11 protein-coding genes are annotated in these 14,280 nt (G+C 67.9%); 7 read left to right on the forward strand and 4 right to left on the reverse strand.

All coding sequences use genetic code 11. The features are described from left to right. Positions 1–204 precede the first annotated feature (204 nt). The 3 genes from RPB_RS05070 to RPB_RS05080 are packed head-to-tail and all read left to right on the forward strand — an operon-like array spanning position 205 to position 3,043. On the forward strand, positions 205–1,509 hold the full coding sequence (locus RPB_RS05070) for an O-acetylhomoserine aminocarboxypropyltransferase/cysteine synthase family protein (RefSeq protein ID WP_011439900.1): 1,305 nt from the start codon (positions 205–207) through the stop codon (positions 1,507–1,509). A 14-nt stretch (positions 1,510–1,523) separates the two neighbouring features. Next, positions 1,524–2,525: a homoserine O-succinyltransferase MetA gene (metA, locus tag RPB_RS05075; RefSeq protein WP_011439901.1), complete on the forward strand. Its 1,002-nt coding sequence runs from the start codon at positions 1,524–1,526 to the stop codon at positions 2,523–2,525. Next, entirely contained in the window at positions 2,522–3,043 is a 522-nt protein-coding gene (locus tag RPB_RS05080; RefSeq protein WP_011439902.1) for a flavin reductase family protein, read from the forward strand. Before metA ends, RPB_RS05080 begins: the two co-directional genes overlap by 4 nt. Positions 3,044–3,115: 72 nt before the next feature. Here the strand turns inward: RPB_RS05080 and RPB_RS05085 are convergent, their stop codons facing one another. Continuing rightward, positions 3,116–4,468: a lipopolysaccharide biosynthesis protein gene (locus RPB_RS05085; RefSeq protein WP_011439903.1), complete on the reverse strand. Its 1,353-nt coding sequence runs from the start codon at positions 4,466–4,468 to the stop codon at positions 3,116–3,118. 250 nt (positions 4,469–4,718) lie between these two features. On the opposite strand from RPB_RS05085, the gene RPB_RS05090 reads away from it, so the two are divergent. Beyond that, positions 4,719–5,078: a hypothetical protein gene (locus tag RPB_RS05090; protein ID WP_011439904.1), complete on the forward strand. Its 360-nt coding sequence runs from the start codon at positions 4,719–4,721 to the stop codon at positions 5,076–5,078. A gap of 13 nt (positions 5,079–5,091) precedes the next feature. Here RPB_RS05090 and RPB_RS05095 read toward each other — a convergent pair whose 3' ends face one another. Then, positions 5,092–6,612: a glucosamine inositolphosphorylceramide transferase family protein gene (locus RPB_RS05095; RefSeq protein WP_011439905.1), complete on the reverse strand. Its 1,521-nt coding sequence runs from the start codon at positions 6,610–6,612 to the stop codon at positions 5,092–5,094. After that, a complete protein-coding gene (locus tag RPB_RS05100) occupies positions 6,602–7,846 on the reverse strand; it encodes a glycosyltransferase family 4 protein (RefSeq protein WP_049824653.1) in 1,245 nt (414 codons plus the stop codon). Before RPB_RS05100 ends, RPB_RS05095 begins: the two co-directional genes overlap by 11 nt. Before the next feature lie 428 nt (positions 7,847–8,274). Between RPB_RS05100 and RPB_RS05105 the strand changes: the two genes are divergently transcribed. The 3 genes from RPB_RS05105 to RPB_RS05115 are packed head-to-tail and all read left to right on the forward strand — an operon-like array spanning position 8,275 to position 12,999. Beyond that, positions 8,275–10,338, forward strand: a complete 2,064-nt coding sequence (locus tag RPB_RS05105) for a GumC family protein (protein WP_011439907.1) — start codon at positions 8,275–8,277, stop codon at positions 10,336–10,338. After that, positions 10,335–11,666, forward strand: a complete 1,332-nt coding sequence (locus RPB_RS05110) for a VpsF family polysaccharide biosynthesis protein (protein ID WP_011439908.1) — start codon at positions 10,335–10,337, stop codon at positions 11,664–11,666. The genes RPB_RS05105 and RPB_RS05110 overlap by 4 nt, the downstream gene beginning before the upstream one ends. 10 nt (positions 11,667–11,676) lie before the next feature. Beyond that, positions 11,677–12,999: a glycoside hydrolase family 5 protein gene (locus tag RPB_RS05115; RefSeq protein WP_011439909.1), complete on the forward strand. Its 1,323-nt coding sequence runs from the start codon at positions 11,677–11,679 to the stop codon at positions 12,997–12,999. 360 nt (positions 13,000–13,359) lie between these two features. Here the strand turns inward: RPB_RS05115 and RPB_RS05120 are convergent, their stop codons facing one another. Beyond that, on the reverse strand, positions 13,360–14,271 hold the full coding sequence (locus RPB_RS05120) for a WecB/TagA/CpsF family glycosyltransferase (protein WP_011439910.1): 912 nt from the start codon (positions 14,269–14,271) through the stop codon (positions 13,360–13,362). Between the last annotated feature and the right edge of the window lie 9 nt (positions 14,272–14,280).

Genomic DNA, 14,280 nt, shown 5'->3' on the forward strand with positions numbered 1-14,280 from the left:
CCGTTGCGACAACAATGCGTTCGCAAGGTAAACGAAATCGGACGCGCGCAATTCGATTCAAATTGTAATCGATTTATCATCCGAAATTAGGGTTAGTTTGTCGTCATTTTCGAAATTTGTTGTCGATTAAAGATCTCCGCTCTAGCTAGGAAGACGCCTGCGGACTGCGCGTCGATCGCAGCCTCGGCGATGCGGAGGTGACCGATGCGCAACGAGACGATCGCCATTCACGCCGGCTACGATCCCGATCCGACCACCAAGGCGGTCGCGGTCCCGATCTACCAGACCGCATCCTACGCCTTCGACAGCGCCGACCACGGCGCCGCATTGTTCAATCTCGAGACCGAAGGCTATCGCTATTCGCGGATCGCCAATCCGACCAGCGCTGTGCTGGAGAAGCGCGTCGCCGAGCTCGAGGGTGGCGTCGGCGCGCTCGCGGTCGCCAGCGGCCAGGCGGCGCTGCACTACGCCTTCGTCAACGTCGCCGATCACGGCGGCAACATCGTCTCGGTGCCGCAGCTCTACGGCACCACGCACACGCTGCTCTCCCACATCCTGCCGCGCCAGGGCATCCACGGCCGCTTCGCCGAGAACGACAGTGCCGCGGCGATCGAGAAGCTCATCGATGCCGATACCCGCGCGGTGTTCTGCGAGACCATCGGCAATCCCGCCGGCAATGTCTGCGATATCGAGCGCATCGCCGAGGTGGCGCATCGGCACGGCGTGCCGCTGATCGTCGACAACACGGTGGCGACGCCGATCCTGATGAAGCCGTTCGACCACGGCGCCGACATCGTGGTGCATTCGCTGACCAAGTTCCTCGGCGGCCACGGCACGACGCTGGGCGGCGCGATCGTCGACAGCGGCCGGTTCGACTGGGCGGCGCAGCCGCAGCGCTTTCCGGCGTTCAACCAGCCCGATCATTCCTATCACGGCATGGTCTATGCCGAGCGGTTCGGCCCGACGGCCTATATCGAGCGCGCCCGCAGCATCTATCAGCGCACCATGGGGTCGGTGCTGTCGCCGTTCAATGCGTTCCTGCTGCTGCAGGGCATCGAGACCGTCGCGCTGCGGATGGAACGCCACGTCGAGAACGCCCGCAAGGTGGCGGAGTTCCTGCGCGACGATCCGCGCGTCGCCTGGGTGAACTACACCGGCTTCCCGGACAGTCCGTATTACGAGCTGGTGCAGAAATATCTCGGCGGCCGGGCGTCGTCGCTGTTCACCTTCGGCATCAAGGGCGGCCTCGAGGCCGGCAAGAATTTCTACGATTCGCTGCGGCTGATCACCCGGCTGGTCAATATCGGCGACGCCAAATCGCTCGCCTGCCATCCGGCCTCGACCACGCATCGGCAGATGTCCGCCGAGCAGCAGCGCACCGCCGGCGTGCTGCCGGAGACGATCCGGCTGTCGATCGGCATCGAACACATCGCCGACATCATCGAAGATCTCGATCAGGCGCTGGCGCAGGCCGGTGGCCGGCGCACGCAACTGATCGCGGCGGAATAAAGCGGCGCGCCGGCATGTCCCTGCTGTTCGACAACGCCGATCCGATCGACAGCCCGATGCTGGTCCCGAGCGGCCGGCGTGACGGGCGCAGACGCCGCGACGCCGCCGGGCGCGACGCGGCGATCGAGATCGGGCTCGTCAACAACATGGGCGACGCCGCGCTGCGGGCCACCGAGCGGCAGTTCGCGCGCCTGCTCGAGGCCGGCGCCGGCGATCGCCCGGTGCGGCTGCATTGCTTCGCGCTGCCCTCGGTGCAGCGTTCGCCGGCGGCGCGTCATCGCATCGACAGCCTCTATGCCGGCATCTCCGAGCTGCGCACCATCAGGCTCGACGGGCTGATCGTGACCGGGGCCGAACCGCGCGCCGCCACGTTGCGCGAGGAGCCGTATTGGGACGAGATGCGCGCGCTGGTCGACTGGGCCGAGGCCAACACCACTTCGACGATCTGGTCGTGCCTCGCCGCGCATGCGGCAGTGCTGCATCTCGACGGCATCGAGCGGGAACGCCTGCCGAAGAAATGTTCCGGCATCTATGCCGGCGAGCGATTGCAGGACGATCCGCTGCTGATCGACCTGCCGGCTCAGATGCAGGTGCCGCATTCGCGGCTGAACGACCTGCCGGCGGACCGGCTGGCCGCGAGCGGCTACGAGGTGCTGACGCAGGCGCGCGACGCCGGCGTCGACGTCTTCATGCGCCGCGGGCGCAGCCGCTTCGTGTTCTTCCAGGGCCACCCCGAATACGACATCGGCTCGCTGCAGCGCGAGTATCTGCGCGACATCGGCCGTTTCCTCACCGGCGAGCGCGAATCCTATCCGGAGATTCCGGTCGATTATTTCGATGCCGCGACCGAGGCCGCGCTCGGCGCGTTCGGCGCGCAAGCCGAGGCCGAACCGGAGCCCGCGCTGATTTCCCGGCTGCCGCAATTGGCGCTGCGCGCCGGCGTCGCCGACGCCATCGAGGCCACGGCCACCACGCTGTTCCGCAACTGGCTCGACTCCCTCGCAGGCCGCTCATGAACATCCGCCCCGCCGCGCTGCATCGCGAATCCGCCGCCGACAGCTTCAAGGCGGCGATGCGCCACCTCGCCGGTGGCGTCAGCATCGTCACCAGCGGGCAGGACGACGAGCGCAACGGCATCACCGCGACGTCGGTCAGTTCGCTCTCGGCCGAGCCGCCGGCGCTGATCGCCTGCATCAATCGCAGCTGCGCGCTGCTGCCGGTGATCCGCGAGCGGGGCACGTTCGGCGTCAACATCCTCGCCGCCGGCCATCGCGACCTCGCCGACCGCTTCGCCGGCCGCCACGGCGTGCGCGGAGCGGAGCGCTACGCCGACGGCGACTGGATCGAACTGGTGACCGGGGCGCCGCTGCTGAGCGATGCGCTGGCGGCGATCGACTGCACGGTCGACAGCATCATCGACTGGAACAGCCACGCGCTGGTGATCGGCCGGGTCGAGGCCGTGCAGCTCGGCGGCGCCTCGCAGGCGCTGGTGTATTGGCGCGGCGGCTATCACGACATCGGCGGCACCGAGTAGCCGCCCGATCGCATCGACCGCGACCAGCGCCGTCTCACGCTTGCTCGTCTGCCGATATGGAGCGCCGCCCGCTCATTCCGGGCGCAGCGACACCGGCCCGCGCCGCAGCCGTGTCAGCAGGCGCAGCACCGAGCCGTCGATTCCGGTCGTGCTGATGGCCGAGCTGCGCAGCAGCACCGCCATGGTGACGAACGAGATCGTCGTCGCCGCCACGGCGCCGGGAATGCCGAACATCGGAATCAGCACGAAGAAGCCGATCGCGCGCATCAACACCGTACCGCCGATGATCGCCAGATAGCGGCCCTCGTGGCCGGTCAGCATCAGGATCGATCCCGAGGGGCCGGTGGCCGCGACCGCAGCCGTCCCCGCCGTGAGCAGCGCCAGCATGCCGTAATACGACACGTAGTCGGGGTTGAAGGCGTACAGGATCCAGTGTCCGCCGCCCAGCACCACCAGCAGGCCGCCGACGACGATGGTCAGCGTCACCAGTGCGACCGAGTCGAGCAGGCTGTCGAGCTGCCGGTGCTGCTGATTGTAGTACAGATGCGGAATGTGCCGGGTGGAGAAGATGTAGACCGCGCCGGTCGCCATCGCGAACGCATTGGCGATCCGCGTCGTCACGAAATACGCGCCGGCGATCGACGGCGTCGTCAGATAGCCGATGATCACGACGTCGGCGTATTGATTGGCGGCTTCCAGCCCTGCGGACACCCACAGCTTGGCCGAGCGCGCGATCCATGTCCTGAGATCGAAGCTCGGACGCGAACGGCCGAGCGCAGGAAACTTCATCCGGATCTGCTGCCGCAGCAGCGTCATGTGCACCACCACCGTGAAGGCGGAAGCGCCCGCCATCGTCAGGAAGATGACGTGGATCCGGATCGGCGCGCCGAGCGCATAGCAGCCGATCAGATAGAGGATCGGGCACACCGCCACCAGCAGATAGGTCAGGCCATCGCCGATGCGGACGCCGACGGCGCTGCGCGCGACATGCGCCGAGGTCAGCATCAGCGAGTAGGACACCAGATACAGCGTGGCCGACAGCGCCAGCGCCGTATCGTGCTCCGCCGCGAACCAGACATAGAACGGCAGGCCGACGAGCGTGACGCCGGCGAGGCAGGCGAGCGTGCTGAAGGTCAGCGCGCCTTTCAGCCTGCTCTCGTCGCCGGCGGCGCCGAATTCGCTCCACGAGCGCATGACGAAGATCTGCTGGCCGAAGGTCGCGATCACGCTGAGCAGGCCGGCGGCGCTGAACAGCATCGAATAAGTGCCGAAATCGTGCCGGCTCAGCATCCGCGCGGCGAGCGTCACCAGCGCCAGATTGACCACCGTGATGCCGACACGCAACGCGAACGCGCCGGCCATCGAACGGACCGTCGAATCGTGGCGGAGCTGAATGACTTTCCCGATCGCGACGCTGAACTTCACTCTCACTCAACCTGGTCGTTGCGACACTGGTGCGGACATGTCGCCCGCGCAATCGTCGGAGTGCCGCCGGGCGATACGGCGTCGGCGCTCTGGCGTGCGACGCCAACTTATCCTATCTGAAGGTCGATCGAGAAAATTCGAAATGATATTTGCGTGTGAGGTTAAGACTGTGCCGCAGTTCCAATTCGCTCGGCAGAGACGGAATTGACGGATTGTTAACCATACGCGATCCGTTGCGGACGAGGCCTGCATGACTGAGTTTCCGGCAAGGTACCAGACCGCGTTGCGCGTGGCGGCATGGCTGGGTCTGGCGTTCGTCGCGATGGCGACGCTCAGTCCGCTGGGCCTTCGCCCGACCACCGGATGGCCGCCGTCGATCGAGCGGTTTCTCGCCTTCGCGCTGGTCGGCGGTTTGTTCGCCGCGGCCTATCCGCGTTACATCCTGTTCGCCGCCGCGATCGTGCTCGGCGCGGCGTTGCTGTTCGAGATCCTGCAGGTGCTGGCGCCGTCGCGGCACGGCCGGCTGTTCGATGCCGCGGTGAAACTGTCGGGCGGAACGGTCGGGCTGATCGCCGGCTGGCTTGCGGTGCGGTGGATGCCGCGGCGGTGATGCGTCGGCGGCTTCAGCGGCCGCGCGCGTCGACCGGCGCGCCGAGTCGATCGGGCAGCCGCAACGCCTCGATCTTCGGCTGGATGATGGTTCCGTCGATCAGTTCGAGTCGCCCGCAGCGGTTGAGCGTGTGCAGCTTGCGGCCCGGCCAGCGCGGCCCCGGGCTGATGACGTGGTGCACCGTCTGCGCGAAATCCGTCGGCGACAGCGCGGTGATCTCCGCGAGGCCGAGCGCGCCGCCATAGCCGTTGGTGCAGTCCTGCACCGGTCGCCACAGCCGGCCGTTGCGCTGCACGAAATGGCCGGCCGGCCGCGTGCTGGCGCGATCGACCAGCGCCGGCCGCTGCGCGTGCGGCGTCCATCGTCCGAACAGATCGTCGGCGTGATAGATCGACAGCGTGTCCGAATAGCCGCCGGCGCCGTCGCGGGTGGCGCCGAACATGTAGTGCCGGCCGTCGTGCCGCACGATCGTCGCATCGGCGAGTTCGACGCCCGACAGCAGCGTCGCGTGCCGCTCCCAGCGATCCGGAAACCGCACGCATCGGTAGACATTCACCTCGTGCCGGGCACTGCTCTCGGGGATCATCCACAATTCGTCGTCGTGCACGATCAGGAACGGATAGGACAGGTGCCATGGCTCCTCGAGCACCGGAATCGCCGTGCCGATCGGTCCGTCGTCGCCGAACTCGATCGCCGCGATGGTGCCTTTGCCGACGCGATGGTCGAGGTCCTCGACGAACACGAAGGTGCGGCCCTTCCAGGTGATCGGAAACGGATCGGCGTAGAACCGGTGGCCGGGGCTCGGCACCGCGCGCCATGCCGGACCGGAGAGGTCGGCGGAATTCCAGATGCCGGCATCGTCGGTGTGGCGCCATCCGATCCGCCAGTGCGGTGAATAGCAGCACAGCCGGTAGATACTCCGGACGAGATGCGCCGCGAGGCCGCGCAGCACATAGGCCGAGGGCGTGCGCAGGCTGCGCCGTCGAACCGAGCCGCGCGGCGCGGTCGCGCGCGGGCCGGCGTCGATCACGCCTTTCAGCAAGGTCGCGGTCCGCGCCATCACGGCGTCGAGCGCGCCGCCGAGGCCGTCCGCAGTCTCCGCCGAAGGCTTGCCGGACCAGGCGATCGAGCCGCTGACCTCGTCGAGGATCTCGATCAACGGGAGATCGTCGCCGAGAATGGCGGCGAGCGCCGCATCCTCGCCGGCAACGCCCTCGTATAGCGGACGCAGATAGAGCCGCGCCGCGCAGGTCGGATCGCGCGGCATCGCGGTGAAATCGATCACGATGTCGGCGCGCTGCGGCGGCCGGCGAGGTTCGTTCGTCAACGCCGGATCGGCATCCGCGCCGCATGGCCGGCCGCGCCGCAGCAGCATTCGTTCGATCTCGAGCAGCGCTTCGAGCCCCGCCGGCCGGCTCGCATCGGTCCGCACCGGGACGATCTGGACCTCGTGCCGATCGGCGGCGAGCAGCGCGATCAGATGGCGCAGCCATCGGCGCGGGCGCTGCGCGTCGACGCGGAGCTCAACGATCACGGCCGGCTCCTTGCCGTCGCGCTGCCGGCTGCGTTGCGCCCTCGATGATGCGGACATACTCGTCGACCATGGCGTCGACCGCGTAGCGCGACTTCAGCCCGTCGCCGGCGCGGCGGAGCTGCGCGCGGAGCGCGTCGTCGTCGAGCGCCCGGGCGATCGCGTTCGCCATCGCGGCGGGGTCCGCCGCATCGACGAACAATGCCGCCGGTTCGCCTTGCGCCGACAGCACTTCGCGCAGCACCGGCAGATCGTTGGCGACCACCGGCACGCCGGCATGGGCGGCCTCGACCGCGGCGAGGCCGAAGGTCTCGGCCAGCGAGGGAAACACGAACACGTCGAGGCAGGCCAGGAAGTTCGCGACCTGCTCGGGCGAGATCTCGCCGATGAAGGTGATGCGGTCGGACACGCCGAGGCCGTCGGCGAGTTCGCGCAGGCGCGCCTCGTCGGGGCCCTGGCCCGCCAGCGCGAGGCGCCAGTCCGGCCGCTGCGCCAGCACGCGGATGGCGGCGTCGAGCTGCTTCAGCGGATGCAGCCGCGCGGCGGAGCCGAGAATGACCGCATCCGGCCTGAGCCCGAATTGCCGGCGCGCGTCCGCCTTCGACATGGTCGCGTGCTTCTGGTCGAAGCCGTGCGGCACGTGCTGCAGCCGCCTGCGATAGCCGTCGGGATAGCGCGAATAGTCGCGCAGCATGTCGTGCGAGTTGACCGTGATGGTCTCGAACACGCCGAGCTGGCCCATGATCCGATCGACGCCGCGCAGCCAGGCCGGCATCGTCAATCGCGCCGACACCTGGTTGGCGATCACCGGCGCCGGGCTCGCCAGCCGCGCGGCGATCCCGCCGATCGCATTGCCGTAATGCTGGAAGGTCAGCACCACGTCGGGCCGAAGCGTCCGGATGCGCGCGTAGAGCGCGCCGAGAAACCGCAGGAACGACAGCGGATCGCCCGGCCGGCGGGCCGCGCAATACGTCGTCTGCGCCGGCTCGTCGAACGAGCGCGACTGCCGGAAGAAGAACAGATTGTGGACGTCGTAGCCGCGCGCGGCGAGCCCGGCGCCGACCAGCCGCGAAATCTCCTGCGCGCCGGCGTTCTCCGCCTGGGTCTGGATCACGACCACGCGCGTGCGCCGCGCCGGCGCGGCCCCGGCGTCGCGCGCCGGCGTCGGCTGTGGTGACGCTGCATCGGTCTCGCCGATGCGATCGTGCCCGGTCCGGGTGTCTGTGGTGATCGTCATGGTCACAATCTTCAGTACCCGGCCTTCGTTTCCACCGTCGCTATCGTCGCATGCGCGTCGCTGGTTAATGAAGGGTGTACTACGCGCTCGCCCGTCTGTTTACACGTTTCCGGGCATTTCCGGGATCAGTTCCCACAGAACCGGTTAATGCCGAGGTGCCGGTCACGCCGGCAAATCGGCGCATCGTGCCGAGGCATTGCGCGGTGTCGATCTGCTCACCACCGTGCCGGCGGCCGTAACCGCCGATTAACCGTAGTTCTTTACTTTGTGGTCAGTGTGCAAGGCAGCTCAGGCTTCCGGTTCGCCGCGCGCGTCGCTCCGCCGCTCCGCTGCGGCGTCGGGACGCTTGCGGCGCGGGGCCGCGCTTCCATCGTCGGCCGGTGCGGCCGATGATCCGCGTATGTAGACCAGCGAGTGTGTAACGCATCATGTCGCCCAGGCCGTCTTCCCAAACGATCTCCGACGACCGCAATCCCGACGGGATCGATTTCAGGAACGTCGCCGGCATTCTGGCGCGGCGCAAGACCTGGGTGTTCGGCGTTCCGCTGGCGCTGTGCGCGGTGGTCCTGGCCTATCTCCTGGTCGCGCAGCCGTCCTACACCGGATGGGCGCAGGTGTTCGTCGATCCGCGCGATCAGTACACGCCGAAGGACGACCCGCTGCAGAATTCGGTGCCGGGCGACGGCCTGCTGCTGGTCGAGAGCCAGCTCAAGATCATCACCTCGAACGAGGTGCTGAACCGCGTCATCGAGCAGATGAATCTGCAGAACGATCCGGAGTTCAACGGCGAGCGGATGGGGCTCGGCCGGCTGGTGAAGGCGCTGATCGGGCTCGGCAAGACCGAGGACCGCGCCCTCGTCACGCTGCGCAATCTGCGCAAGAAGGTCGCCACCAAGCGGGTCGACCGCTCCTTCGTGATCGACATCATGGCCTCGGCCGACACCGCGCCGCGCGCGGCCGCGCTCGCCAATGCGGTGGCGACCGCCTATCTCGACGAGCAGGCCGGCGCCAACGCCGCGTTTCAGCGCCGAACCTCGGAAGCGATCTCGGCGCAGCTCGGCAAGCTGCGGCAGGAGGTCAAGCGCGGCGAGGAAGCCGTCGCCGCCTACAAGGCGGCCAACAATCTGGTCGGCGCGCGCAGCCGGATGGTGAGCGAGCAGCAGCTCGACGAAGCCAACACCCAGCTCACCAACGCCAAGACCCGGCTGGCCGATGCGCAGGCGCGGGTCCGGCTGATCGAAACCATCGAGCACGGCGACGCCGGCCTCGAGGCGGTGCCCGAGGCGATGCAGTCGGCCGCGATCGTGCAGTTGCGCGGGCGGCTGGCCGACGCGTCGCGCGAGGAGGCGCAACTCGCGCAGATCGACGGCCCCAATCATCCGGCGCTGCAGGGCGCGCGGGCGCAGGTGCGTGACGTTCAGGCCGCGATCCAGCGCGAGCTGAAGACGATCGCGCGCTCGGTGCGCAACACCTACGCCAGCGAACGCACCAATGTGCAGACCCTGCAGGCCAATTTCGACGCTCTGAAGACGCAGTCGCAGGCCAACGAGAAACTGCTGGTGCCGCTGCGCGAGCTGGAGCGCAAGGCGGAATCCAGCCGCATCGTCTACGAGAACTTCCTCGCCAAGGCGAAGACCGCCGAGGAGCGGCAGGGCATCGACACCACCAACATCCGGCTGATCTCGCGCGCCACCACGCCGGAAAACAAGAGCTGGCCGCCGACGCTGATCATGCTGGCCGCCGCGATCTTCGCCGGGCTGACCATCGGCATCGCGCTGGCGCTGGCGCGCGATCACTTCGAGCGCCCGGACCGTGGACCCGAGCCGGAGGCCGTCGACGAAGTCGATCCTCCCGTCGCGGTCGCGGTCGCGCCCGTCCCGGCGCCGCGGCCGGTGATGGCGCAGCCCCGCACCGGCCGGCTGAAGGCGCTGAGCGCGGACCTGCTCGCGGCGCCGAAGGGCCACACCATCGTGCTGGTCCAGGTGCAACGCGCCGCGTGGCTCGACGACGTCGCGCTGCAACTCGCGCGGACCGTGATCGCCGCCGAGATGGACGTGATGCTGGTCGACGCCGATCTGGCGCGGCATCACACCACGTCGCGGCTCGGCTTCGACGGTGCGCCCGGCCTGCGTGACGTGATGGCCGGAACCGCCGCGATCAACGAGGTCGTGAAGTTGCACCAGCCGACCGCGATGCGGATCGTGCCGGTCGGGCTGTCGGCCGTCGGCAATCGCGATCCGCGCGCCCGGCAGGCGCTGCAGTCGGCGGTGCAGCAGCTGCGCGCGTTCGACCGCGTCATCGTCGACGGCGGCGAGATCGGATCGACCGCGTCCGAATTCGGGCTGTACTACATGGCCGACGAAGTCGTGTTCCTGGCGCAGGGCCCCGGCGGCAAGAGCGAGGACGCCGCCATCCTGGTCGATCTGCTGCAATTGCGTCAGGTCAAGGCGCGGATCGTGTTCGTCGAGCCGGACGTCGCGGTGGCGGCATGACGGCGGGCGGCGCGCCGCATCCGCCGGTCGCGTTCGCGCCTGCGGCCGCGGCCGCGTCCACGATCCGGCTGCGGCTGCCGTTCGCGGCGCCGCTGGTCCAGAAGATGATGGCGGTCTACATCGTGCTGCTGTTCGTGGTGTCGGCCAACGTACTGGACCTGATCGGCTACGATTACAGCGCGATCGGCGGCTCGCCGATCACCAAGATCCACGTCTCGACCTATTTCATCGTGCTGCTGTTCGCGGTGTTTCTCGTCACCTATCCGCAGAAGGGCGATCTGGCGCGCTACTACCTCGCCACCAAGCTCGGCTCGATCTTCTTCTTCTGCGCCGCCACCTTCGCGGTGATCAACATCGTGGTCGACGGCCGCAACGGCTTCGGCATGTATTTCGACACCGACCTGCATCTGTTCCTGTGCGCCATGCTGCTGCCGTTCGTGACGCCGGAGAACATGGACCGGCTGGAGCGCTTCCTGCACTGGTTCTTCCTGGCCAATGCGGTGCTGGCGGTGGTCGAGCTGGCGATCGGCTTCAACATCTTTCCGCTGATCACCTATTCGCCGGACGGCATGACCACGGTGGAGCCGCGGGCGACGGCGTTTCTCAGCCATCCGCTGCACGCCGCCACCATCACCTGCGTCTATATCGTCAGCCTGTTGTGCGGCGCGGGCAGGGACTTGCGGCCGAATCTGCGGTTGCCGATGATCGGGCTGCAATGCGCCGCCTTGCTGGCGTTCGGCGGGCGCACCGCGTTTCTGCTGACCGGATTGATCATGGCCGGCATGTTGTTGTGGGGGGCGTTCCGCGCCGCGGCGGGCATGAAAATGTCGCAGCGCGGCCTGATCGTCTGGTTCTCGATCATCCCGGTCGGGATCGCCGCGGTCGCGGTGCTGGCGGCGATCGGCGCGTTCGATCCGCTGCTCGACCGCTTCACCGAGGACGGCGGCAGCGCCCGCACCCGCTGGCTGATGGTGCCGCTGCTGCTGTCGTTCGACTGGGGCGACATGCTGTGGGGCGCGCACACCGAATATGTCAGGTCGCAGGTGTATTCGTTCGGCCTGGAATGGGGCGTCGAAAATCCGTTCATCCAGATGAGCGTGTTCCAGGGCGTGGTGATCGCCTCGCTGATCATGCTCGGCATCCTGCTGCTGATCTGGGAGGCGTATCGGCGGATGACCGCGAAGGCGATCTATCCGATCGCGGTGTTCTTCTTCCTGTGCAGCACCTTCGGCTCGTTCGCCGGGCGGTTCTTCACCTTCGCGATTTTCCTGGTGGTGGTGGCGACGCTGTTCCGGCGGACGGATGCGCCGCCCGACTATGTGAGCTGAGGAGCGCGACATGGACGCCGCGGTGCCGAGCCATCTCGTCGATCCGCCGGCGATCGTCCGGGACGCCGCCGATCTGCGGCCGGCGGGGCGCGGCGGCCAGTTGCTGCCGCCCGGCTATCTCGGCACGCGGGGCAGCCAGATCGTCGACGTGACCGGCCGGCCGGTGCGGATCGCCTCGATCGGCTGGAACGGCACCGAGGGCCCGCCCGGCGCAGCACCCTCGGGGATCTGGAAGGTCAGCTACCGGACCGTTCTCGACTCGATCGTCGCCGCGGGCTTCAACACCGTGCGGATTCCATGGACGGATATCGGCCTCGACACGCCGCTGAACGGCTACAGCGACCGGCTCGGCTGGATCAACACCACGCTCAATCCCGACCTGCTGGCATCCGACACGCCCGACGCCAACGGGCGCTATCGCTACGTCACCACGCTGGTGGCGTTTCAGCGCATCGTCGACTACGCCGGCGACATCGGCCTGAAGGTGATTTTCAATCACCACACCAATCAGGGCACCGCGGGGCAGCAGCGCAACGGGCTGTGGTTCGATCTCGGCCCAGGCACCGACAACACCGACGGCATCAAGCCGGGCCGGTTCACCGCGCAGGACTTCAAGCAGAACTGGCTGCGGGTGGCGCGGACCTTCGCCGGCAATCCGACCGTGATCGGCTACGATCTGCACAACGAGCCCAACGGCGACCGCGGCGCCATCACCTGGGGCGGCGGCGGGCCGACCGACATCAAGGCGATGTGCGAGGACGTCGGCTCGGCGATCCAGGACGTCAGCCCCGACGTGCTGATCATCTGCGAGGGGCCGGAGACCTACAAGCCGCCGCCGGAATCGTCGGGGATGGACCCGCGCCACGCCGCGCCCGCGGGCAATCTCACCGCGGCGGGCGCCAATCCGGTGCGGCTCAAGATCCCGCACAAGCTGGTGTATTCGATCCATGAATATCCGGAGGAGATCGCCGACACCAAGCGCTGGGGCATTCCGGAGACCGGCAAGGGCTTCATCGACCGGATGAACACCACCTGGGGCTATCTGGTGCGCGACGACATCGCGCCGGTGTGGATCGGCGAGATGGGCGCATCATTGCGGACGCCCGAGACGCGCGAATGGGCGCGCAATCTGATCGACTACATGAACGGCAAATACGGCAGCGAGGGCGGCCCGGCCTTTTCGGGCGATCAGCAGCCGATCAGCGGCAGCTGGTGGCTGATCGGTCCGTCGAACGATCCGCCCTATGGGCTGCAGACGGACTGGGGCGTCGGCCACTATCGACCGGACCAGATCGCGATCACCGACCAGATGCTGTTTCGGCCGCGCAAGTAGAGCGCTTCATCGCTTGATTGAAGCAACGCGGCATTCTCGCGTCCGGAGTCGTCATCCTGAGAGCCTGCCCCGGACTTGATCCGGGGTGCGAGCGCAGCGAGCCTCGAAGGATGCGGCCAAGGCACCTGCGGCTCATCCTTCGAGGCCGCTGGGCCGCGCATGGCGCGGCCCAGCGGGCACCTCAGGATGACGGCGGTGATTCCATCAAAACCAGAGCTGCTCTAGGAAGGTCGGGCGCTGAATCTGGATCCGTCGTGCCCGACCTTGCGCCGGGTATCCACGTCTTTCCAGGGGGCTGGGTCCGAAGACGTGGATGGCCGGGACGAGCCCGGCCATGACGAAATCGATCAATGAACCGGATCACCGCGTTCGCGTCAGCAGCAGATACATCGCGTAAGGGTTGGTCCTGAGATAGCGCATCCCGAGCCGGCGCGGCTCCAGCGCCATCCGCCACAGCCATTCCAGGCCGACGCGCTGCATCCACAGCGGCGCCCGCGGCTTCGATCCGGACAGGAAATCGAACAGCCCGCCGGACGTCTTGATGACACCCACGGTGGTCAGGCGATGGCGATGCCGGCCGATGAACAATTGCTCGCGCGGCACCCCCATCGAGATCCAGAGAATGTCGGGGGCAAGTTCGGCGATCTGCCGGCAGGCGGCGATCTCTTCGGCGTCGTCGGCGAAGTAGCCGTTGCGGCGGCCGACCAGCCGGACCTCGGGATAGTTGGTTGCGACCCACTCCGCCGCGCGCTGGTTCGAGGTCTCGTCGGCGCCGAGCATGAACATCGTCGCGCCGCGTGCGCCGGCCTCGCGCGCGACATCGTGGAACAGGTCGGTGGTGGCGACGCGCTCCGGCAGCGGCACGTCGCATTTGAAGCGCGAGACGAAGACGTGCGGCATGCCGTCGGCATGAATCGCATCGGCCTGCAGAAACATCGCGTGCTCGGACGGATCGACCGCGCAGCGATAGGTCACTTCGCCGTTGGTCGACGTCATGTAGGCGGGATAGCGCCACAGGCCGCGACGCTTCAGCGCCTCGTCGACCATCGCGGTCGCGGTCTCGGCGCGATCGGCGACCACGATCGGCAGGCCGCCGATGATGTTGCGCTTCCACTGCGAAAATCGATCGCGCCGGCGTTCGCCGGTGACGCGACGCTCGTCGAACGGCAGAGCGGCGATCGAGGCGGGGATCGCGAACGGCGCGACGCGGCGATCGGACTCCCGAGGTCGGCCGGGCGCGGGGGTCGGCAGTCGGCCGCTGACGTCGGACATTGCGAATTC

The organism is Rhodopseudomonas palustris HaA2 (assembly GCF_000013365.1).
GTDB classification, from domain to species: domain Bacteria; phylum Pseudomonadota; class Alphaproteobacteria; order Rhizobiales; family Xanthobacteraceae; genus Rhodopseudomonas; species Rhodopseudomonas palustris_J.